Raw genomic sequence first — 21,844 nt, 5'->3', positions numbered from 1 at the left:
TTGCACGACGTGGTCACCGGCCCGGGTGGACGGGCAGGTACCCTGGGCGCTGCGATGGCTGAGGAGAGTGTGGAGATCGAGCGCCCTGCGGGAGCAGTCGATCGGGCACTGCAGGTCCTCGAGCTCATCGGCACCGCCGGTTCGGCCGGGATCACCGAACTCGCCCTCGAACTCGGTGTCCACAAGTCCACCGTTTCCCGGATCGTCTCCGCGCTGGAGGCACGCGGTTTCGTCGAGCAGGTGCCCGACGGCCGCAAGTACCGGATCGGATTGACGGTGGTGCGCCTGGCCGGCTCCACCATGGCGACCCTCGACATGACCAGATGCGGGCAGGACACCTGCGACGCACTGGCCGCCACGACCGGCGAGACCACGAATCTCGCGGTCCTCGCCGACGCGCAGGCGATCAACGTGGTCGAGGCCGTGGGTGCTTCCAATGTCGCCCTGCGGACCTGGGTGGGTCAGGCCTCGCCGGCGCACGCGACCTCATCGGGCAAGGTCCTGCTCGCCGGACTGTCGGAAGAACAACTGCGCCAGACCTTCTCGGGCGGGCTGGCGAGATTCACCGACCGCACGATCGCCGACGTCGACGACCTCGTCGACGAGCTGCGGACGGTCGACCGGCAGGGCTGGGCGATGGCGGTGGAGGAACTCGAACTCGGGCTGGTGGCGATCGCCGCCCCGGTGCGCGATCACACCGGCACCATCGTGTGGGCCCTCAGCATCTCCGGACCCCGATACCGCCTCGACCCGGACGACGCGGAGAACCTCGTCGCGACGGTCGTGACCGCCGCGGCCGATCTCAGCAAGCTGTTCGGATACCGCGCAGCGGGTTCGGCCAGCGCCCCGGGGATCGCCGAGAAGTAGTGACATCGGGTGGCCGCAGGCCCGCGCGACGTGGCCCGGCAGGCGGAGATCTGGTCCACTGGAGTACATGCGCGACGTCCTGCGGTCCCTGATCGAACTCCTCGACAGCGGTGACGCGCGGCCGGTTGCGCTCTGCCGGGTCGTCGGCACGACGGGATCGGCACCCCGCGAGCTGGGCGCGGCGATGATCGTGACGTCCGACGACACGGTGATCGGGTCGGTGTCCGGCGGATGTGTCGAATCCGCGCTCGTCCACACCGCCCGCGACGTCCTGGCCGACGGCGTCGCGGTGGTCGAGCAGTATGGCGTCGACGATCCCGACGATCCCGCGCCGGGTCTCACGTGCGGCGGGCAGATCGAGGTCCTGGTCGAGCGTGTGGCGCCGACCGGCGAGCATCGTCGGCAACTCACCCGCCTGGCCACCGCGCTCGACGACGACGAGCCGATCTCGTGGGCCACGACCCTCACCGACGAACCCGACTGGTACTTCGCCACTCCGACATCGCAGGCGTCCTGGCGTCGCCTCGACCGCGACGTCGCCGACCTGCTCGCCACCGGCCGCAGCGGCCTCGTCGGGGTCGACGACTGCGACACCCCGTCCGACGAACGTCCCCGGACCTTCGTGCAGACCTTCGGCCCGCCCGCGCGACTGATCCTGGTCGGCGCCAACGACTTCGTCCGGGCGCTCAGCTCGCTCGGGACGAGCCTGGGCATGCGGGTGACAGTCGTCGACGCGCGACCGGTGTTCGCCACCCGCGCAAGGTTTCCCGACGCCGACGACGTCGTCGTCGGCTGGCCGGATCGCTACCTCGTGAGTGAGATCGGCGACGGACGGGTCGGCGCGTCGACCGCGATCTGCGTGATGACGCACGACCCGAAGTTCGACGTCCCGACCCTGCGGGTCGCACTCGCGTCTCCGACTCTCGGCTTCGTCGGGGCACTGGGATCACGGCGGACCGTCGCCGACCGCAACCAACGCCTTCGCGACGCCGGCATCGACGACGAGCAACTGGCACGCCTGCGCTCCCCCTTGGGCCTCGACCTGGGCGGGCACACACCCGGCGAGGCGGCGGTGGCCATCGCGGCGCAGCTGATCGCCGAACGCCACCGCGCCACCGCGACTCCCCTCCACACCGGCGACGGGCCCATCCACCGCCGGTAGCACCGCCGGATCAGGATCCGGTGAAACGGGGTGCGCGCTTCTCGGCGCGGGCCGCCCTGCCCTCCCGCACGTCGTCGCTCGCCCACGCACGCAGCATCGCCGCCGTCCGGTCCTCGGGGGCGGCGTCGCGGGCGCCGTCGCCGTTGAGGACGAGCTTGTAATGCTGCAGGGTGAGCGGGGCGAGGTCGGCGATGGTGCGTGCCCAGTGCTGGGCATCGGTGAGGTCCCCGATGCGATTGGCGAATCCGAGCGTGTGGGCGCGGTCGGCGGTCAGCGGGTCGCAGCCGATCAGCATGCCTCTGGCCTGCCCCGCGCCCACCAGCGACACGAGTCGCCGGATCGTCCACTCGTCGACCGCGACACCGATCTTGGCGGCGGGGATGCCGGCGATCGCGTCCGGTGCCATGACCCGGAGGTCGGCCGCCATCGCGAGCTGCAGGCCGGCGCCGATCGCCGAGCCGTTCAGTGCGGCGATGACGGGCACCGGCGCGGCCTCGATACGCTGCAGCGTCCCGACCAGCGTGTCGAGAAAGCCCTTGTCGTACACGGGCCCCGACAGATCGGCGCCGGCACTGAACACGGGTCCCCGGCCCGTCACCACGATGGCACGGGTCCCCGCGTCGAGGGCGGCGTCGAACGCTCCGGACAGGCCGGCGAGCATCTCCTCGTTCAGCGCGTTGCGCTTGTCGACCCGGTCCAGCTCGATCGTGACAACTGTTCCCTCGGTGGTGGAGTGGATCATGGGCCAAACCCTACCGACCGCACCGCCGCGGCTCGGCGTGACAAGGTGGTGACGTGGAGATCTCCCCGACCGGCGCACAGCCCGCCCCCCACACGGATGTGCTGATCATCGGCGGCGGACAAGCCGCCCTCTCGGCGGCCTACTTCCTCCATCGCTTCGGTCTCGGTGATCGCTATCAGATGCTCGACCACGCGTCCGGCCCCGGCGGCGCCTGGCAGTTCCGGTGGCCGACGCTGACGCTGGCCACCGCCAACCGCGTCCACGACCTGCCGGGATGGGGGCTCGTCGAGGCGCTGGGACTCGACTGCGACGAGCTGCCCGCCGCCACCGCCGTCCCCGACTACTTCGGCCGGTACGAGGAGAAGTTCGGTCTGACGGTTCATCGGCCCGTGCATGTGCGCGCCGTTCGCCGCGAGGGGGACGGCTTCCGCGCCGAGCTGGGCGACGGCAGTTCGGTCACATCGAACCTGATCGTCAACGCCACCGGGACGTGGGACCGGCCGTTCATCCCCCATATCCCCGGCGCCGCCGACTTCCGCGGCCGGCAACTGCACACCCATGACTACACCTCCCCCGCCGAGTTCGCGGGCAAGCGCGTGCTCGTGGTGGGTGCCGGCATCTCGGCGATCCAGCTGCTCATCGAGATCGCCCGCGAGGCACCCGGCAGCGAGACGTTCTGGTGCTCGCGGCGCGAACCGGTCTTCTCGAGCGGTCCCTTCACCCCCGAGCAGGGCCGCGAGGCCGTTGCGCGGGTGGAACGGCGGGTGCGTGCGGGGCTACCGCCGACGTCGGTCGTCTCGGTGACCGGGCTGGCGCTCACCCCGGCGATCCGGGCCGCGCAGCGCGACGGGATCCTCGAGTGGCGGCCGATGTTCACCCGCATCACCGAGACGGGCGTGTGCTGGGACTGTGGGACTGCCACACCGGATCAACCGGACAACCATGGCCACCCGGACAGCTCGCACCCCGATAGCCCTTCTCACCTGGACGTCGACGTCATCTTCTGGAACACCGGTTTTCGTAGCGCCATCGACCACCTGGCACCGCTGCGGCTTCGAGCGCCCGGTGGCGGCATCACGATGACCGGCCGACTGGCGACCGTCGTCGAGGCCGACCCGCGTATCCAGCTACTCGGCTACGGCCCCTCGGCATCGACGATCGGCGCCAATCGCGCGGGACGCGAGGCGGCGCGTGTCGCGGCCGAGTACCTCGGGGCCACGACACGCCGCGCGTCGACCAGCAGCTAGTTCCCTCCGCTTGACATGTTGTTGTGTTTTCACAACACTAGATCGGGTGAGTCCAATACGCCGAGGGGAAAAGCTCCCCATCTACAACCGCATCGGCGTGCTACGTGCAGAACGGCAGATGTCGAGAGCCCAGCTGGCCGAGCTCGTCGGGATCAACGTCCAATCGGTGGGCGCACTCGAACGGGGAGACAACTATCCGAGCCTCGACCTGGCGTTCCGGATCTGCGATGTCTTCGACCTCCCCGTCGAAGCCGTGTTCAGCCGCACCGAGTTCAGTGCGATGTCGGCGGAGCTCTACCGGCGCGAGACGATCCCCCATCGCGCCCGCGCCGACCGCCCCCACACCGACGATCCCGGAGGACTGTGATGAACAATCCGAACTCAGCGATCCCCGAGGAGGCAACCCCCGCTGTGTGGCGACGCTACGAGGAGTGGCGTGGTCGCCGGCACCAGGAGTTCAACTCCAAGTACTCACATTGGCTCGTGTCCTGGCGCACCCGCCGGACGTTTCGCCGTCTCGTGCTGCTGCAGGCGTTCTTCTCGACACTGCTCGTGATCAGTTCGGTCTTCGCCTTCCTGAACACCGGGTGGTTCCTGATCCCCTTTGCCGTCGGCCTCGTCGGTCTGCTGACGACGCTGTCGCTGCTGCGGATCGTCACCGGGTCCATCGCGGACACCCCGGTCACCGCACTGGACGAAATACAGGTGGCGCAACGCAACTCGGCACGCGCCATCGGTTTCGTCGTGCTGTACTCCCTGATGTTCATCCCCTACGCGGTACTGATCGTCCTCAGCTTCCGCGACGAGGTGCCCGGCCAATGGGTATACGGCTGCGCCATCCTGCTGATCACCCTCGTCGTCGCCGCGATCTCCGTACCGACGATGCTCATCGCCTGGTGGATGGCCGACCCAGACCCCGAAGACCTCGACGCGATGCGGAAACCGTCCGCCATCGATGACCACCCGACCATCACCGACAACCAGGAGAGTGCGCCATGACCGCGCCGCTGATCGTCGACGGGCTCCACAAGCGCTACGGAGACCTTGTCGCATTGCACGACATGACCTTTGACGTCGACCCCGGTGAAATATTCGGCTTCGTCGGGAGCAACGGCGCAGGCAAGTCCACGACGATGCGCATCATCCTCGGCGTGCTGTCGGCAGACGCCGGTGAGGTCCGCCTGGGCGATCGCCCGATCGACCTGGATCTACGTCGCCACATCGGGTACATGCCGGAGGAACGCGGCCTGTATCCGAAGATGAAGGTCGGCGAACAACTCACCTTCCTCGCGAAGCTGCACGGCATGTCCGCGGCGGAGGCGGAGGACTCCGTCCGGCGCTGGACCGACCGGCTCGGCGTCGGGGCGCGCTACGACGACAACGTCGCCGACCTCAGCCTCGGCAATCAACAGCGTGTCCAGCTCGCGGCCGCCCTCGTGCACGACCCCGCCGTACTGGTGCTCGACGAACCGTTCTCCGGCCTCGACCCGGTCGCCGTCGACGTCATGAGTGACGTGCTCAAAGAGAAGGCGGCCGAAGGCATCCCGGTCATCTTCTCCTCGCATCAGCTCGACCTCGTCCAACGGCTCTGCGACCGGGTGGGCATCATCACCCGCGGTGAGATGCGGGCCCTGGGCACCGTCGACGACCTGCGTTCCCGCGACGGGGTCACCCTCGAGGTCAGCGGCCCCCGGTCCGACGTCGCATGGGCCGATGCCCTCCCCGGGGTCCGCGGTGTCGACTACGGCGAGACGACCCGCCTCCTGATCGACCCCGAGGTCGCCGACGATCAGTTGATCCTGTCGACCGCGCTGAATCATGGCCCGGTCCACCGGTTCGCGACCTCCACACCGTCCCTGACCGACCTGTTCCGAGAGGTGGTGTCCGCATGAGCACACTACGAGAAGTTTCGCCCACCCCCGCGGCCACCGGTCCCGGCACCGGCCCCAGGGCGTCTGCCGCACAGGCGATCCGGTTGGTGGCCGGTCGAGAGATCGCGACCCGCGCCAAGACCAAGTCGTTCGTCATCAGCACCGGCCTGCTGATGGTGGTCATCGTGGTCGGTGCCATCGTCATCAACCTCTTCGCCGGGGGCGATGACGCCGAAAAGGTTGCGGTCGTCGGACAACCGACTGCCGTCACCGAGTCCATCGTGTCCGTGGGCGAGTCGGCCGGGACCACCATCACGACCGAGGCGGTGGACTCCGCCGAGGAGGCACGCACACGTGTCACCGACGGAGATGTCGCGGCCGCACTGGTCCCCGGCGACACTCCCGGTACCTACGTGATCATCGGCAAGAGCGGCGTCGACCCGGCCGTCGAGGGAGCGATCAGATCCGCTGTCGCACAGGTCAACCTGACCGAGGCACTGGCCGATCGCGGGGTGGACGCGGCATCGTTGCCTGCGGTCACCATCGCGGTGGAGAAGACCCAGCCGGACAAGCCAGACGAGGGTCAGCGCCTGGTGATCGCACTCGTCGGCGTGATCCTGCTGGTGACCGCGATCATGATGGGTGGCACGATGGTCGCCGTCGGCGTCGTCGAGGAGAAGACGTCGCGGGTCGTGGAGTTGTTGCTGGCGACGATCAAGCCGCTGCATCTGTTGTGGGGCAAGATCATCGGGATCGGGGCCGTCGCCCTGTCGCAGGTGTTGCTACTCGGTGCCACCGCACTGATCGCGGGCACCGCGACCGGGATTCTGACGCTGCCCAGCGCGGCGATCGGGATGTTCGCCGCGGTCATCGCCTGGTTCCTGCTCGGGTTCCTGTTCTTCGCCTCGTTGTATGCCGCGACGGGGGCCATCGTGTCCCGCCAGGAAGAGCTCAACTCCTCGTCGGCGCCGCTGACGTTCCTGGCCGTCGCGGTCATGTACTCGGGCATCTTCGGCGCGCAATCGATGGACTCGACCTTCGTGCAGGTGCTGAGCTGGATTCCGCCGTTCAGCGCGGCGCTCATGCCGATGCGCATCGCGACCGGCGACACCGATGCCGTCCAGATCATCGTCACCTTCGGCCTGATGGGCGCCGCGTGTGCGGCCGCCACCTGGATCGCGGCACGGATCTACCAGCGCTCGATCCTGCGTACCGGTTCGCGCATCGGTTGGGGTGAGGTGCTCAAGCTCGCCCGCTGACCGCCATCCCCGCTTCCTGAGGTGCGAGGAGCGATAGCGACGAGCCACGAAGGGCCAGCGAGGCACGTCACCATACCCTGATCGAAGGGCATATTGCCCTTCGACGATGCTCACGTGGACGACAATCTCCGAACCCGCGGCACCATGCCGGCACGGCTGGACCGTTCGCCGTTCGATCTGAGTTCTTGGGACAGATGGCCTCGCCAGACCCTTCGAGGCTCGTCGCCTGCGCTCCTCGCACCTCAGGGAGCAGAGGTACAACCGCTGCACGAATCACGTTGCGAGGATGCTTGGCAGACCCTTCGTGACGCGCCCTCCGCAAGCTCCGGACGCTCCTCAGGGAGCAGAGGCGGGAACTAGATCTGGCCGAACCGACGGAGCGCTTCTTCACGCTCGGCCTTGTGATCGACCATCGGCTCGGGATAATCGTCGGCGTCGATGTCGCCGACCCACCGCCGGACGTACTCGCCGTCGGGATCGAACTTCTTCGCCTGCGCCTCGGGATTGAAGACCCGGAAGTACGGCGCCGCATCGGTTCCCGTGCCCGCCGCCCACTGCCAGCCGTGATTGTTCGACGCCATGTCGCCGTCGACCAGCTGCTCGAGGAACCACTCGGCTCCCCACCACCACGGCAGGTGCAGATCCTTGACGAGGAAGGACGCGGTGACCATGCGCACCCGGTTGTGCATGTATCCGGTCTCCGCGAGCTGACGCATCCCGGCATCGACGAGCGGAAAGCCGGTCCGCCCGGCCTTCCAGGCATCGAAGCGCTCGTACGCCTTGTCGTCGGTGTCGAGGTCGATGCCGTCGAACTGACGATTCCAGTTGTGCCACAGGCTGTGTGGCCAGTGATAGAGCACATCGGCGTAGAAGTCGCGGAACGCGAGCTCGCGCAGGTATGCCTGCGCCCCCTTCCCCTTCTGCCTGCCCAGATCGGCAGCGAGAGTACGGGGATGGATGTTGCCGTACTTCAGGTACGCCGACATCCGGCTCGTGCTGTCGCCCGCCGGGTCGTTGCGTCCGGAGTCGTAATCCGTGAGCCCGTCGTCGACGAACTCGGCCCAGCGCGCTGTCGCCGCGTCCTCGCCCGCGGGGATCGACAGCTTCGTCGGCGCGGCGGGAACCCGGATGCGTCCCGTCTTCGACAGATCCGACGGGTCGACGATCGACGCCGGAGGCACCGAGGAATCGGCCGGTGCGCGCCACCCGTGGTCACGCCAGCGGTTGAAGTACGGGGTGAAGACCTTGTACGGCTCACCGTCGTTCTTGGTCACCCGGCCGGGCGAGACGAGGTACGGCGAACCGGTCGCCACGAGCTCGATGTCGCCGAGTCGATCGGCGACGGCCTCGTCGCGTCGCCGGCCGAACGGGGCAAAGTCCTCGGAGATGTGCACCCGTTCGGCGTCGACCGCGTGGGCCAGCTTCGGGATCTCCACCTCGGGTCGTCCCCGCACGACGAGCAACTTGCCGTCGAGCTTGTCGTCCAGCTCGCGCAGCGAGTCGAACAGGAACGCCAGGCGCCGCTCACCCGAGGACTTCTCCAGCCTCGGGTCCACCACAAAGCACACAAGGACCGACGAATCGGTCCCCGAGGCGGCCGCGGCCAGCGGCGGGAGGTCACTCAGACGCAGATCGCGCCGGAGCCAGACCAGTGAGGTCGCGGACGTCAGCCCACTCCGAGCAGGTCGATGACGAACACCAGCGTCCGTCCCGAGAGTCGGTGACCCGCGCCGGCGGAGCCGTAGGCCAGCTCGGGCGGAACGGTCAGCTGACGGCGTCCGCCGACCTTCATGCCCGGGATGCCTTCCTGCCAGCCCGGGATCAACCGGTCCAGCGGGAAGTTGGCCGACTGGCCGCGGTCCCACGACGAATCGAACTCTTCGCCCGTCTCGTAGTCGACCCCGACGTAGTGGACGTCGACGATGCCGCCGCGAGCGGCTTCGGCACCGTCGCCGACGATGAGGTCGGAGATGGTCAGGTCGGCCGGCGGGGGGCCCGCCTGGAACTCGACCGTTGGCTTCTCGGTGCTGGTCACTGGACTCTCCTTTGAGTCGGGTGTTCGGCGGTCAGGCGTGTCCGTCGGGCGATCGCTCAGCGATCGCCCATCTGGACGTAGTCGCGTTCGGTGTAGCCGGTGTAGAGCTGACGCGGACGGCCGATCTTGGTGGTCGGGTCCTCGTGCATCTCGCGCCAGTGCGCGATCCAACCCGGCAGGCGTCCCAGCGCGAACAGCACGGTGAACATGCGCGTCGGGAAGCCCATCGCACGGTAGATGACACCGGTGTAGAAGTCGACGTTCGGGTACAGACGACGCTCGATGAAGTAGTCGTCGCTGAGGGCGACCTCTTCGAGTCCCTTCGCGATGTCGAGCAGATCATCCTGCACGCCAAGCGATTCCAGGATCGTGTCAGCGGTCTTCTTGACGATCGCGGCGCGCGGGTCATAGTTCTTGTAGACGCGGTGACCGAAGCCCATCAGCTTGACGCCGGCTTCCTTGTTCTTCACCCGCTTCATGAAGTCCTTGGTGTCGCCGCCCTCGGCCTTGATGGCGTCGAGCATCTCGAGCACCGCCTGGTTGGCGCCGCCGTGCAGCGGGCCCCAGAGCGCATTGATGCCACCGGAGATCGAGGTGAACAGGTTGGCCTGCGACGAGCCCACGAGGCGGACGGTCGAGGTCGAACAGTTCTGCTCGTGATCGGCATGCAGGATGAACAGCATGTCGAGCGCCTTGGCGACCTCGGGGTTGACCTCGTAGGGCTCCGCGGGGAAGCCGAAGGTCATCCGCAGGAAGTTCTCGACGAGGCTCAGCGAGTTGTCGGGGTAGAGGAACGGCTGGCCCGCCGACTTCTTGTACGCGTAGGCCGCGATGGTCGGCAGCTTGGCGAGAAGGCGGATGGTCGACAACTCGACCTGCTCGTCGTCCTTGGGGTCCAGGGAGTCCTGGTAGTAGGCCGACAGCGCGTTGACCGCACTCGACAGAACCGGCATCGGGTGCGCGTTGCGGGGGAAGCCGTCGAAGAAGCGCTTGAGGTCCTCGTGGAGGAGCGTGTGGCGCTGGATCTTGGTGGTGAAGTCCTCCAGCTGCGACGGAGTCGGGAGCTCCCCGTAGATGAGCAGGTAGCTCACCTCGATGAAGGTCGACTTCTCGGCCAGCTGGTCGATCGGGATACCGCGGTAGCGCAGGATGCCGGCGTCACCGTCGATGTAGGTGATGGCCGACTTGGTCGACGCCGTGTTCACGAAGCCACCGTCGAAGGTGGTCAGGTTGGTCTCGGCCAGGAGTTTGCCGAGTGCGACCGAGTCGGTGCCCTCGGTTGCCTTCAGGATCGGGAGCTCCAGCTGTCCACCGGGGTAGGTGAAGGTCGCTGAGGCCGTGTCGGACGCCTGGTCGGCTGGGACTGTTTCAGCAGACACACGAACCCCTTATTCAGATCAGAGTTTTTACAGTGTCCGGGTAGGACACACAGGTACAACCTAGTCGCTTCTCAGCTCGCCCGCCCACGGAGGGTCGGCGCCGGGCCTCGACACCGTCACCGCAGCCACGTGAGCTGCGAATTCGGCCGCTTCGCGCCACTGCTGGGCGGTCAGTGAACGCACCGCGTCGGGCGAGAGCCGACCGTGCCGGTCCAGGTGGTGGACAAGGCCTCCGAGCATGCTGTCACCCGCGCCGATGGTGTCGACGACGTCGACCGGCGGCGCCGGTGCGGTCACCTCACCGACCGGGGTGGAGACAGTGATCCCCGACGCCCCGGCGGTGGTGACGACGGCGGCCACGCCGTCGGCCAGCCAGTCCGCAGCCGAGCTGCCCTCGGGCCCCTCGCCGAGCCACGCCGCGTCCTCGTCGGAGAGTTTGACCAGGTCGACCGACGACATCCAGCTGCGGAAACGGCGTCGATAGTCGTCGGGGTCGTCGATGACCGCGGGCCGGATGTTCGGGTCCAGCACCACGACTCGGCCCTCGGCGCGGCAGGTGCGCATCAGGTTCTCGTACACGGTGGCACCGGGTTGCAACACCAGTGAGAGGGTTCCGAAGGTCACCGCCGCCACGGTCGGCGGCAGCGCCCCGGGATCGGTGACCCCGCGATCGGCGGTCCCCTCCACATAGAAGGAGTAGCGCGCCGAGCCGTCGTCGGCGATGGTCGCCAGAGCAAGCGAGGTCGGCTCGTCGCGACGCTGGACCAGCGTGGTCCCCACCCCCGCCGCCCGGAGCGCGTCGAGGATCGCCTCACCATAGGTGTCGGTGGACACCGCGGAGAGCAGCGAGACCGCACTCCCCAACCGCCCCAGCGTGATTGCCACGTTGAACGGGCCGCCGCCCAGGGCGGGCTGCAAGGGTGCCAGGCTTCCGTGGGTCGCTTCGTGCCGGCTCGGGCCCTGCTGCACGACATCGACCAGCGCCTCACCGCAGACGACGATCTCTCTCACGGCCTCTCCTCGGCATTCGCATCGGCACTCCGCGTCCCGGCACCACTCGAGTCTGCCATCCGCGTGCGGGCACATGTCGGAGTTCGCCGGGCGGGACGCCGTGTCGGCCGGGGTAGATTCGACCCATGCACGAGCTGCCGGCGGGTCCCGACGCGGTGGTCCTGGATTTCTCGGCCGACGACTCCCCGTCGGCCGGTGTGCTGGCCGCGACCAGGGCGTTGAGCGACGCGGTGGAGCGCGGCGAGCTCCCCGGGGTGACCGATCTCGTGCCCAGCGCACACACCCTTCTCGTCCAGGCCGGCCCGGGCCGCGGTCTCGACGAACTCGGCGTCCGCCGGGCCCTGCGGCATCGCGGAACCGGCAGCGATCGCGACCCCCGGACCACCGACGAGATCGTCATCCCGGTCACCTACGACGGCGCCGACCTCGCGGATGTCGCCGCGGAACTGACGATGACGCGCGAGGAGGTGATCGGGGTGCACTGCAATACCCGGTGGCGCGTCCAGTTCATGGGCTTCGCACCGGGTTTCGGCTATCTCGTCGCCGACGACGAGGGGTCGCACCCGTTCGACACGGTCGGTCGACGCCGGGAAGCACGCACCAATGTCCCGGCGGGATCGGTCGCGATCGCGGCCGGATACAGTGCGGTCTACCCGAAGTCGAGCCCCGGTGGCTGGCAGTTGCTGGGCCGCACCGATGTTCGGCTGTGGGACGAGAACGCCGATCCTCCCGCCCTGTTCACCACCGGCCGGGTGGTCCGCTTCGTCGACGCCGGGGACGACAGCCGATGACGTCGCTGACCGTTCTCGCGACCGGTCCGTTCGCGACCGTCCAGGACACCGGACGCCCCGGGTACGCGCATCTCGGCGTCCCGCGTTCGGGGGGTGCGGATCGCGCATCCCTTGCACTGGCGAATCGCCTGGTGGGCAACACGGAATCGGCGGCCGTCATCGAGGCGACGATGGGCGGGTTGCGCATTCGTGTCGACGCCGACGTTCTCGCCGCGGTGACCGGTGCGGACGCGGTGGTGCGCCGCAACGGAATCCCCGAAGGACTGGCCGCGGCCGTCGTGCTGCGCGCCGGCGACGAGCTGGCGCTCGACGCGCCGACGTGGGGGCTGCGGAACTACCTTGCGGTGCGGGGCGGGATCGATGTCGATCCGGTGCTGGGATCGCGGTCCACCGACACCCTCTCCGGACTCGGACCGGCCCCTCTCGACACCGGTAACCGGCTGTCCGTGGGTCGCGCCGCAGGCGACTGGCCGACCGCTTCGTCGGCCCCAGCCGACAGCGAGCACCCGCGGGTCGTCGTACTGGAATGCCATCCCGGTCCGCGGGCCGATCACCTCGCCGCACCGGCCGACCTGGGCGTCGGGACGTGGGTGGTCGGATCCGACAGCAATCGCGTGGGCGTGCGCATCGACCGGGCCGAAGGGTCGTCGCAGCCACTTCTGCGCCACCGCGACGGCGCCGCCGAGTTGCGTTCGGAGGGCATCGCCCACGGGTCGATCCAGGTACCGCCGAGCGGTCGCCCGGTCATCTTCCTCGCCGACCACCCGGTCACCGGCGGGTATCCGGTGGTGGCGGTCCTCGCAGCGGAGGCGGTGGATCTCACCGCCCAGTTGGTGCCCGGATCGGAGATCCGATTCCGACAGCACTGATCGGAGATCCGATTCCGACAGCACTGATCGGAGATCCGATTCCGACAGCACTGATCGGGAATCCGACGTTTCGTATTCACCGGCCCCGGGAACGCTTGGACGAGCGTCCCGATAGGAGGTACGAGCGTGAGTGATCCGTCTGTGAACGACTTGTCGACCGTGCAGCTGGTGGAACGTCTGCAGCAGCAGACGACGACTCTGGTGAAGACCGAGCTGCAGCACGCGGTCGCGGAGATGAAGGGAAAGGGCACCCGGATAGGCGTGGGTGCGGGGATTTCCGGTGCGGGTACGTTGCTGGTGCTGTTCGGTCTCGGCACTCTCGTCGCGGCGGCAGTGCTCGGTCTGGCGAACGCGGTGCCGGCATGGCTGGCGGCGGTGATCGTCGGTGTGGTGCTGCTGGTCATCGGCGGGGCCGCGGCAGCGATCGGGGCCAAACGAGCCAAGTCAGCGGTGCCGCCGGCACCCGAGCGCACCGTCGAGAGTGTCCAGCGTGACGTGGCGACCGTGAAGGAGCACCTGTAGATGAGTGAGACACCCGAGAACAACGCCCCATCCGACGATCCGCCGCCCGTCGAGCAGCAACGCCAGGAGCTGGCCGAGACCGTCGACGCGTTGGCCGCCAAGCTCGACGTCCCGGCGCGCGTGAACGACGCGGCGTCGAGGACCGCCCACACCGCGCAGGTGAAGGCCCAGGAGAACTCGACCGTGCTGATCGGCGCCGCTGTCGCCGCGGTCCTGGCTGTCGGTGCGTTCATCATCGTCCGCCGGCGGCGGAACTGACCCGTACAGCGCCACCCACGCCGTCACTGCGACCCGTCCACATCCGAATGAGCGAGGAACTTCCATGAGTGCCGTATCGAAGGCGATGTACAAACCGATGTCCCTGGCGACCAGCGTGCTCGGCGGTATCGCCGCCGGCGCCGTGTTCGGTCAGATCTGGAAACGGATCTCCGACGACGATTCCGCACCCGACCCCAAGGACCTGGAGCGTTCCAACACCGAGGTTCTCGTGGCCGCCGCGCTGCAGGGACTCGTGTTCGGGCTGGTCAAGGCCGCCGTGGACCGCGCGGGCGCACGGGGCTATCGGGCGGTGACACACGAGAATCCGGAGTGACACACGGTTGACACCCGGGTGAGACGAACCTAGAGTTCCGTCTCATGACCGAGGTTGTGGACGCCGCGCAGGAGACCTGTCCCGTTCATGGCGCCGACTCCGGCCACCCCGGCGACGCCGCACCGGCCCAGGAGTACGAGCCACTCGGTCCGGATTCGCTCACCTGGCAGATCTGGGGCACGTGGACGGGGATGTTCCAGGGCCTGTGGGCCGGGTCGATCCAGAACATGCATCCCAAGCTGGGTGCGGCGGTGTGGGACCACTCGGACTTCTTCGGTGAGCGGTGGCAGCGCCTGATGCGTTCCCTGTATCCGATCAGCGGGGTCGTCTTCGACTCGGTCGTTCCCGGTGCGCAGACCGGGCTGGAGGTACGTGACTATCACCGGACCGTCAAGGGCACCATGGAGGACGGCTCCCGCTATCACGCGCTCGACCCGGATGTCTTCTACTGGGCCCACGCCACGTTCTGGTACGGCAATGTCCGACTGTGTGAGCGCTTCGGACCCTTCCTCACCGAAGACCAGAAGCGTCAGCTGTTCGAGGAGTCCAAGGCCTGGTACGCCCAGTACGGCGTGTCCATGCGGCCCGTCCCGGACACCTACGAGGACTTCCTCGCCTACTGGGATTACATGTGCCGCAACGTTCTTCGCGATCACGTCTCGGTCCGCACGGTCCTCGACATCACACAGTTGCCACCGCCGCCGTTCCTGGGTTTCATCCCGAGGTGGTTGTGGGACCGTTATCTGGTCCCCCGGAACCAGAAGATCTTCATGTGGCTGACCACGGGCTTCTACGACGAGCCGGTCCGCGAGATCCTCGGACTCGAGTGGACCGACAAGGACGAACGACGATTCCGCCTGTTGGGCAAGGGCATCAACCTCGTGATGCACCGTCTCCTGCCCAAGCGGGTGCTGCGTCATCCGCGCCCGCGCGACGCGTGGGACCGAGTGACCGGCAAGGTCGCCCGGGACGCACCGATCGTGCACACGCCCGAACGCAACCTCCCGCCGGAGAGCGAGCGCGACAACCCCATGCACTACTGCCCGGTGACGGCCGCACGGCGAGCGTCCTATCCCGGCGTGCTCACCGCGGACTGAGACCCGCGCACGAGGTCTACTGCTGCCCTTGACTTCGTCGCATCGCCTGCCGGACCCGACCGGCCTCACGGGTCGCGTGCGGATTCGGGCGTCCGGCGCGCGAGCCCGCGAGCTTCGCACCGATGTGCTCGCCCACGGTGATCGGCGAATAACGGCTGCCCGCACCGACGCACGACGGAAGCGTCGTGATCATCGCGTCGAGATTGCCGTCGTGGAAGTACGCGGCGGACCGTCGCCGCTCCACCGTGCCGTCGACGATGGGCGGTTTCACCCGATGCAGGGTGGACGTCCACCGCTCATTGGTCCAGCGCGCCATCAGGTCTCCGAGATTGATCAGCAGGGCGCCGTCGGCGGGGCTCACGTCGTGCCAGTTGCCCGAGTGGTCGAGCACCTGCAGACCCCTGACCTGGTCCGCCCACAACACCGTCACGATCCCGTAGTCCGTGTGCTCCCCCATACCGGTGAGCTCGCCGTCCAGTTCGATCTCCCCCGGCGGCAGTGCGTAGTTGTTCATCCGGAGCACGTCGAGGGAATGATCGGTGAAACTCTCGAAGAAGTCCGCGGGCAGATCGAGTGCGTCGGCAAAGATCCTGGTCAGCGTGTGCGCGACGCGTCGGGCCTCACTGAAGTACGCCGACACCGCCGCCTGGAAATGCTCGACGGCCGGCCAGGTGTTGACCGCGTAGTGGTCGTCGGGCAGATCGAGGTCGGGGTACTGACTTGCCTCCACGCCGACGTTGTAGGCCTCGAAGAAGTCGTTCATGCGAGCTGCGGGCTCGACGCCCAGTGACAACGACAGGGATTCCGACTTCGGGGGCGCGTACCCACGGTTGATCTCCGGAGGTGTGCGGTAGGCCTTCTTCAGCTCGAGCGGAAGGGCGAAGAAGTCGTCCATGACCGCGGTGAACTCGTCGATGACCGCAGCCGGGATCTCGTGCCCGACGACCTGGATGAAGCCGACCGAACTCGCCGCGTCGTCGAACCTGGCCGCGACCACTGCCCGGTCGGCGGGATCGCCGTTGCGCGTATAGGGCGAGATGTCGATGATCGGCACGTCGAAGTCGGTGGCGGCGGCGGTCATGGCGTCCATGGTGGCACCGATCGCCGGGCCGCGCTGCCCGGCGAACTCGCTCCTCAGGTCCGCTGACCGGCGCGGTAGTGCACGAACGCCGGGATCATCAGGGCGGCCACGATCGTCGCGATCACGACCGCGACACCGCCGAACGCCGTCGCGGCGGCGACGCCGATCGAGGCGGCCGCAGCACCGTGCGCGACGTCGGCGATCCGCGGGCCGCCGGCGACCACCACGATGAACACGCCCTGCAACCGGCCGCGGACCTCGTCGGTCGCGGCGGCCAGCAGGATCGTCTGCCGGAACGCCGCCGAGGCCATGTCGGCCGCACCACCGATCATCAGCAGCACGACCGCGACGACGAGCATCGGCATGGCCGTCCCGTCGGCGAACGACACCGCTATCCCGGTCCCGGTGATCGCCAGACCCCAGATGATGATGCACACGATGACCGCGAGCCCCTGGCGCTCCACGCGCGCGACCCATCCCGAGAAGATCCCGCCGACGACGGCTCCCGCGGAGATCGCCGTGAACAACAGGGCGAAGGCGATGCCACCGCCCTCCGGTCCGCCGAAGTTCTCGTGCGCCATCTGGGGGAAGAGTGCCCGCGGCATGCCGAAGATCATGGCGATCAGGTCGACGAGGAAGGACGCCAGGAGGATCTTGTGCCCGGCCAGGTAGCGCAGACCCTCGAGAACCGAACGCAGGCCGGCCACCTTGGGCGCCGCGTCGCTCTCCGGCCGGAGGGACGGCAGCATCGCGACGGCGATGAGCGTCGGCAGCAGGAACAGCGTGTCCACGAAGTAGAGCAGCGAGTAGCCGAGCACCGGGATCAGGGAGCCACCGACGAGCGGCCCGGCGATCGCTCCCGCCTGCATGACCGTCATGTTCAGCGACAATGCGGCGGGCAGGTCCCCGGCGTCGAGGAGCCGGGGCAGCACCGCGGTCCGAGTCGGCTGGTTCACGGCGAAGAACGCCTGCTGAACGGCGAAAAGCACCAGGACGATCCACACGTTCTGTCCGCCCAGCACGGCCTGCGCCCAGAACAGTGCGCTGCAGACGATGAGGCCGATCGTCGTGATGATCAGCAGGGTCCTGCGGTCGACGACGTCGGCCAGCGCTCCACCCCAGAGCCCGAAGACGACCAGCGGGACCAAACCGAACACACCGGTCAGCCCGACATAGGCCGAACTGCCGGTGACCTCGTAGATCTGCGCCGGCACGGCGACGACGCTCAACTGCGCGCCGATCACGGTGACGATGTTCGCCAGCCACAACCGCCGGAAGTACTGGTTGCGCAGCGGCGTGGTGTCGGCGAGAAGACGGGGCATTTCCACGATGTTAAGACTGCGAACGACTGGCCGGCCGGTCAGGGCACCTCTCAGGCGCGATGTCCGAAAAGCACGAATTCCACTGTGCCGACGGTTCTTAATTCCTGCGCAACACATGCTCATCGGCGCTGTAACAGGATTCTCCTAGCGTCACTTCGTGCATGTCACGACTGCGGGGAGGGCCCGATGACCACCGAACAGGCACCCGACGCCGACGCCGCAGGCACCGCCTCGGAACGTCGACCGGTGACCGGGACCGCGGCCGCGGCCGCCCGGGAGACGCTCGAGGACTACACGCTCAGATTCGCCCCGCGCAGCTACCGCAAGTGGAGCCCCGGCGTGGTCGCGATCTCGGCGCTGGGCGGCATCGCCTACCTGGCCGATTTCGCGATCGGCGCGAACATCGGCATAGCCAACGGCACCGGCAACGCCCTCTGGGGCATCCTGTTCTTCGCCATCGTGATCGTCCTGACCGGCTACCCGCTCTCCTACTACGCGGCCCGGTTCAACATCGATCTCGATCTCATCACGCGCGGAAGCGGTTTCGGCTACTACGGCTCGGTGCTGACCAATGTCATCTTCGCGTCGTTCACGTTCATCTTCTTCGCCCTCGAGGGATCGATCATGGCGCAGGGGCTCGAGCTGGGGCTCGGCATCCCGCTGTGGCTGGGTTATCTGCTCTCGTCCGTGCTGATCATCCCGTTGGTCATCTACGGCATGAACACCTTGTCGAAACTCCAGGTGTGGACCACCCCGCTCTGGCTGGTCATGATGGTGCTGCCCTTCGGTTACCTGGTGATCCAACACCCCGAGGCCATCGGCGAATTCCTGGCGTTCAGCGGTGGAACAGATGGCCAGGGCGGACATGCCGTCTCGTTCGCCGGAGCGATGCTCGCCGCGGGTGTGTGTCTGTCGCTGATCGCCCAGATCGCCGAGCAGATCGACTACCTGCGCTTCATGCCGCCGAAAACGCCTGAGAACAACCGGCGCTGGTGGACCGCGGTACTGACCGCGGGCCCGGGCTGGGTGCTCTTCGGCGCGATCAAGCAGATCGTCGGTCTCTTCCTCGCGGTCTACCTGATCGTGAACTTCGCCGATTCGGCCGGCGTCGCGAACGAGCCCGTGCATCAGTTCCTCGCCGTGTACGAGGAATTCATGCCGCACTGGCTCGCGATGACCCTCGCGGTGATCCTGGTCGTGATCAGCCAGGTCAAGATCAACGTGACCAACGCCTACTCCGGCTCGCTCGCGTGGACCAACAGCTTCACCCGGGTCACCAAGACCTACCCTGGCCGGCTGGTGTTCCTCGTCTTCAACGTCGGCATCGCGATCGTGCTCATGGAGGCGAACATGTTCAGCTTCCTCAACGAGCTGCTGAACTTCTACGCCAACTGCGCCATCGCCTGGATCGTCACCGTCGCGTCGGACATCGCCGTCAACAAGTACCTGCTCAAGATCTCGCCGAAGCAACCCGAGTTCCGCCGCGGGATGCTCTACAACGTCAACCCGGTGGGCTTCGTGTCCGTCATCGTCGCGGGCGGACTGTCGATCATGGTGTACTTCAACGTCTTCGGCGACACGCTCGCACCGTATTCACCGCTCGTCGCCCTGATACTCGCGTTGGTACTGCCACCGATCATCGCACTCGCGACCAAGGGCAAGTACTACCTGCGTCGCACCGACGACGGCATCGACCTCCCGATGTACGACGAACTCGGCAACCCCTCCGACGTCAAGCTCCTGTGCTGCGTCACCGGCATGGAGTTCGAACGGCCCGACATGATCGCCTCAGCGGTCCCCGGCCCGAACGGCGAGAAGCAGTACATCTCCTCACTGGCACTGTCGTGCGACAAGACCGGTGAACACGTACTGCCGGCTCAGAACTGAGGGGTCGGGCCGCGCAGGCCGATCCGTGGTGTCCAGCTGCCGCGGACCGGACCGTCGGTCAGGGCTGAAGCCGTTCGACCCGCCAGGAGTGGTCGACGTGGGTCAGCCGAACCCGGTTGTGCAGGCGGTTCGCCCGACCCTGCCAGAACTCGACCTCGACCGGTGCGATGCGGTACCCGCCCCAGTCGGACGGGACCGGCACCTCCGCACCGTCGTCGAAGCCGCCGTAGGCCTCGGCGAGCGCGGCGGCCTTCTGCTCGAGTTCGACGCGGCTGCCGATGGGCCGCGACTGTTCCGATGCCGCGGCCGACAACTGGGAACCGCGGGGTCGCAGCTCCCAGTACGCCTGGACCTCCTCGGCGCTGACGTGTTCGACCGGCCCGCGGAAGTGCACCTGGCGTTCCAGGGCGATCCAGGGAAAGGTCACCGAGGCATACGGATTCGCGGCGAGGTGGCGGCCCTTGTCCGAGTCGTGACCGGTGAAGAAGACCACGCCGTTCGCGTCGACGCCCTTGCACAGCACGGTGCGCGTCGACGGCCGGCCCTCCGCGTCGGCCGTGCCGAGGACCATCGCATTGGGCTCGGCGATGCGGGCATCGACGGCTTCACGCAGCCAGACGTGGAAGAGATCCAGCCACGGCGGGTCGCCGCGCAACCAGCTCGGGTCGAGGTTCTCGCGGATACCGTCGGCGCCCGCGGCGCGGTCACCCTCGCCGATGTTGGGTGGGATGCCGCCGCCGTATCCGACGCGCATGTTCGGCAGGTCGATGGGGTCGTGCGACTCGTCCAACACTTTGCTGACGCTACTCCGACCCCGCTGGTTACTCCGGGGTACACGCGGGGCGTCCGGCTGATCTACAGTTCGTCGTGGACCGCATCCCCGGCGAGTCCCGTCCCGCGAGGATTCGCGAGGATTCACCGGACAGCGGATGCACGACACGGACGTCGAGTGAGGTGGGTTGCCATGGCCAACACTGTTCCCGAGGATTTCGTCGCCGGGCTCGAGGGCGTCGTGGCCTTCACGACCGACATCGCCGAACCGGACAAGAACGGCGGCAATCTCCGCTATCGCGGCGTCGACATCGAAGACCTGGTCGAGAACAAGGTGACCTTCGCCGATGTGTGGGCGCTGCTGGTCGACGGCAGGTTCGGCAACGGTCTGCCGCCGGCCGAACCGTTCCCGCTGCCGATCCACACCGGTGACGTGCGCGTCGACGTCCAGGCCGCGCTGGCCATGCTCGCACCGATCTGGGGTTACCAGCCCCTTCTCGACATCGATGACGAGACCGCCCGCGACAATCTCGCCCGCGCATCGGTGATGGCGTTGTCGTATGTGGCGCAGTCGGCCCGCGGCATCCACCAGCCCGCGGTCCCCCAGCACGTGATCGACGAATGCGACACCGTCACCGCACGTTTCATGACGCGCTGGAAGGGCGACCCCGACCCCCGCCACATCGCCGCGATCGACGCCTACTGGGTCAGCGCCGCCGAGCACGGCATGAATGCCTCGACGTTCACCGCGCGGGTCATCGCCTCCACCGGAGCCGACGTCGCGGCGTCGCTGTCGGGCGCGATCGGCGCCATGTCTGGTCCCCTGCACGGCGGAGCCCCCGCGCGCGTGCTGCCGATGATCGAAGAGGTCGAGAACACCGGCGATGCACGAGGACTCGTGAAGGGGATCCTCGACCGCAAGGAGAAGCTGATGGGCTTCGGGCACCGGGTGTACCGCGCGGAGGACCCACGTGCCCGCGTGCTCCGCCGCACCGCACAGGAATTGGGCGTACCGCGCTTCGAGATCGCCGCCGCGCTCGAACAGGCCGCGCTCACCGAACTCCGGGAACGACGCCCCGACCGCGCCATCGAGACCAATGTCGAGTTCTGGGCGGCGGTCATCCTCGACTTCGCCGAGGTGCCGACCCACATGATGCCGGCGATGTTCACCTGCGGCCGCACCGCCGGATGGTGCGCGCACATCCTGGAGCAGAAGCGCCTGGGCAAGCTGGTCCGCCCGGCCGCGATCTACACCGGCCCGAGCCCCCGGCGCCCCGAGGACGTCGAGGGCTGGGGCGACGTCGTGAAACCGGGCCTGTAGGCCCGTTCCACAGGAGCG

At 67.9% G+C, this 21,844-nt stretch carries 23 protein-coding genes; 15 read left to right on the top strand and 8 right to left on the bottom strand.

The genetic code is table 11. The features are described from left to right. The first annotated feature begins 54 nt into the window (after positions 1 to 54). Both AC3B6C_RS13900 and AC3B6C_RS13895 read left to right on the top strand, forming a co-directional pair. Positions 55 to 867 (top strand): IclR family transcriptional regulator, encoded by an 813-nt coding sequence (locus AC3B6C_RS13900; protein WP_488373169.1) that lies wholly within the window; start codon positions 55 to 57, stop codon positions 865 to 867. Positions 868 to 934: 67 nt separating this feature from the next. Further along, positions 935 to 2,029 carry an XdhC family protein gene (locus AC3B6C_RS13895; protein WP_488373168.1) on the top strand — a complete coding sequence of 365 codons (1,095 nt, stop codon included), beginning with the start codon at positions 935 to 937 and terminating at the stop codon, positions 2,027 to 2,029. Between the two features lie 10 nt (positions 2,030 to 2,039). On the opposite strand, the gene AC3B6C_RS13890 is transcribed toward AC3B6C_RS13895, so the two are convergent. Next, the gene (locus AC3B6C_RS13890) at positions 2,040 to 2,771 is read right to left on the bottom strand and encodes an enoyl-CoA hydratase (protein WP_010843548.1); all 732 of its coding nucleotides are present in this window, start codon (positions 2,769 to 2,771) and stop codon (positions 2,040 to 2,042) included. 53 nt (positions 2,772 to 2,824) lie between these two features. Between AC3B6C_RS13890 and AC3B6C_RS13885 the strand changes: the two genes are divergently transcribed. The 5 genes from AC3B6C_RS13885 to AC3B6C_RS13865 are packed head-to-tail and all read left to right on the top strand — an operon-like array spanning position 2,825 to position 7,148. After that, entirely contained in the window at positions 2,825 to 4,018 is a 1,194-nt protein-coding gene (locus AC3B6C_RS13885) for an NAD(P)-binding domain-containing protein (RefSeq protein WP_488373167.1), read from the top strand. A gap of 46 nt (positions 4,019 to 4,064) precedes the next feature. Then, positions 4,065 to 4,385 carry a helix-turn-helix transcriptional regulator gene (locus tag AC3B6C_RS13880; RefSeq protein ID WP_035717806.1) on the top strand — a complete coding sequence of 107 codons (321 nt, stop codon included), beginning with the start codon at positions 4,065 to 4,067 and terminating at the stop codon, positions 4,383 to 4,385. Continuing rightward, the gene (locus AC3B6C_RS13875) at positions 4,385 to 5,017 is read left to right on the top strand and encodes a hypothetical protein (protein WP_014925775.1); all 633 of its coding nucleotides are present in this window, start codon (positions 4,385 to 4,387) and stop codon (positions 5,015 to 5,017) included. The genes AC3B6C_RS13880 and AC3B6C_RS13875 overlap by 1 nt, the downstream gene beginning before the upstream one ends. Next, a complete protein-coding gene (locus AC3B6C_RS13870) occupies positions 5,014 to 5,910 on the top strand; it encodes an ABC transporter ATP-binding protein (protein WP_010843544.1) in 897 nt (298 codons plus the stop codon). The genes AC3B6C_RS13875 and AC3B6C_RS13870 overlap by 4 nt, the downstream gene beginning before the upstream one ends. Beyond that, positions 5,907 to 7,148, top strand: a complete 1,242-nt coding sequence (locus tag AC3B6C_RS13865; protein ID WP_488373166.1) for an ABC transporter permease — start codon at positions 5,907 to 5,909, stop codon at positions 7,146 to 7,148. The genes AC3B6C_RS13870 and AC3B6C_RS13865 overlap by 4 nt, the downstream gene beginning before the upstream one ends. A 356-nt stretch (positions 7,149 to 7,504) precedes the next feature. Here the strand turns inward: AC3B6C_RS13865 and AC3B6C_RS13860 are convergent, their stop codons facing one another. From AC3B6C_RS13860 to AC3B6C_RS13845, 4 genes are read right to left on the bottom strand one after another with little or no spacing between them, the layout of a single operon-like run. Then, entirely contained in the window at positions 7,505 to 8,800 is a 1,296-nt protein-coding gene (locus tag AC3B6C_RS13860) for a cryptochrome/photolyase family protein (RefSeq protein ID WP_488376262.1), read from the bottom strand. Between the two features lie 14 nt (positions 8,801 to 8,814). After that, complete coding sequence (locus AC3B6C_RS13855) at positions 8,815 to 9,183, bottom strand: FKBP-type peptidyl-prolyl cis-trans isomerase (protein ID WP_010844775.1); 369 nt, start codon at positions 9,181 to 9,183, stop codon at positions 8,815 to 8,817. A 56-nt stretch (positions 9,184 to 9,239) separates the two neighbouring features. Then, positions 9,240 to 10,562, bottom strand: coding sequence for a citrate synthase (locus tag AC3B6C_RS13850; protein ID WP_010844776.1), 1,323 nt, complete (start codon positions 10,560 to 10,562; stop codon positions 9,240 to 9,242). 60 nt (positions 10,563 to 10,622) lie between these two features. Further along, positions 10,623 to 11,573 carry a carbohydrate kinase family protein gene (locus AC3B6C_RS13845; RefSeq protein WP_488373165.1) on the bottom strand — a complete coding sequence of 317 codons (951 nt, stop codon included), beginning with the start codon at positions 11,571 to 11,573 and terminating at the stop codon, positions 10,623 to 10,625. Positions 11,574 to 11,698: 125 nt separating this feature from the next. Between AC3B6C_RS13845 and AC3B6C_RS13840 the strand changes: the two genes are divergently transcribed. From AC3B6C_RS13840 to AC3B6C_RS13815, 6 genes are all read left to right on the top strand, one after another. Next, positions 11,699 to 12,364, top strand: coding sequence for a 5-oxoprolinase subunit B family protein (locus AC3B6C_RS13840; RefSeq protein WP_488373164.1), 666 nt, complete (start codon positions 11,699 to 11,701; stop codon positions 12,362 to 12,364). Then, a complete protein-coding gene (locus AC3B6C_RS13835) occupies positions 12,361 to 13,233 on the top strand; it encodes a 5-oxoprolinase subunit C family protein (RefSeq protein ID WP_488373163.1) in 873 nt (290 codons plus the stop codon). The genes AC3B6C_RS13840 and AC3B6C_RS13835 overlap by 4 nt, the downstream gene beginning before the upstream one ends. A gap of 126 nt (positions 13,234 to 13,359) precedes the next feature. Further along, positions 13,360 to 13,755, top strand: coding sequence for a phage holin family protein (locus AC3B6C_RS13830; RefSeq protein ID WP_035718303.1), 396 nt, complete (start codon positions 13,360 to 13,362; stop codon positions 13,753 to 13,755). Next, a complete protein-coding gene (locus tag AC3B6C_RS13825; protein WP_488373162.1) occupies positions 13,756 to 14,013 on the top strand; it encodes a DUF3618 domain-containing protein in 258 nt (85 codons plus the stop codon). A gap of 64 nt (positions 14,014 to 14,077) precedes the next feature. Beyond that, positions 14,078 to 14,347 carry a DUF4235 domain-containing protein gene (locus AC3B6C_RS13820; RefSeq protein WP_010844782.1) on the top strand — a complete coding sequence of 90 codons (270 nt, stop codon included), beginning with the start codon at positions 14,078 to 14,080 and terminating at the stop codon, positions 14,345 to 14,347. 44 nt (positions 14,348 to 14,391) lie between these two features. Further along, on the top strand, positions 14,392 to 15,444 hold the full coding sequence (locus AC3B6C_RS13815) for an oxygenase MpaB family protein (protein WP_488373161.1): 1,053 nt from the start codon (positions 14,392 to 14,394) through the stop codon (positions 15,442 to 15,444). Between the two features lie 16 nt (positions 15,445 to 15,460). Here AC3B6C_RS13815 and AC3B6C_RS13810 read toward each other — a convergent pair whose 3' ends face one another. Together AC3B6C_RS13810 and AC3B6C_RS13805 are read right to left on the bottom strand one after the other, a co-directional pair. After that, a complete protein-coding gene (locus tag AC3B6C_RS13810; protein ID WP_488373160.1) occupies positions 15,461 to 16,534 on the bottom strand; it encodes an isopenicillin N synthase family dioxygenase in 1,074 nt (357 codons plus the stop codon). Between the two features lie 44 nt (positions 16,535 to 16,578). Further along, entirely contained in the window at positions 16,579 to 17,847 is a 1,269-nt protein-coding gene (locus AC3B6C_RS13805) for an MFS transporter (RefSeq protein ID WP_488373158.1), read from the bottom strand. A 186-nt stretch (positions 17,848 to 18,033) separates the two neighbouring features. Here AC3B6C_RS13805 and AC3B6C_RS13800 point away from each other — a divergent pair, with 186 nt between their 5' ends. Further along, positions 18,034 to 19,734, top strand: coding sequence for a purine-cytosine permease family protein (locus AC3B6C_RS13800; protein WP_010844786.1), 1,701 nt, complete (start codon positions 18,034 to 18,036; stop codon positions 19,732 to 19,734). A 58-nt stretch (positions 19,735 to 19,792) separates the two neighbouring features. Here AC3B6C_RS13800 and pdxH read toward each other — a convergent pair whose 3' ends face one another. Further along, a complete protein-coding gene (gene pdxH, locus AC3B6C_RS13795; protein WP_425307045.1) occupies positions 19,793 to 20,488 on the bottom strand; it encodes a pyridoxamine 5'-phosphate oxidase in 696 nt (231 codons plus the stop codon). Positions 20,489 to 20,698: 210 nt separating this feature from the next. Between pdxH and AC3B6C_RS13790 the strand changes: the two genes are divergently transcribed. Continuing rightward, on the top strand, positions 20,699 to 21,826 hold the full coding sequence (locus tag AC3B6C_RS13790; protein WP_010844788.1) for a citrate synthase 2: 1,128 nt from the start codon (positions 20,699 to 20,701) through the stop codon (positions 21,824 to 21,826). The last annotated feature ends 18 nt before the right edge of the window (positions 21,827 to 21,844 follow it).

The organism is Gordonia sp. 11cp (assembly GCF_057767225.1).
Note: the sequence above shows the minus strand (reverse complement) of the source record. Positions and strands in the feature narration are given on the sequence as shown.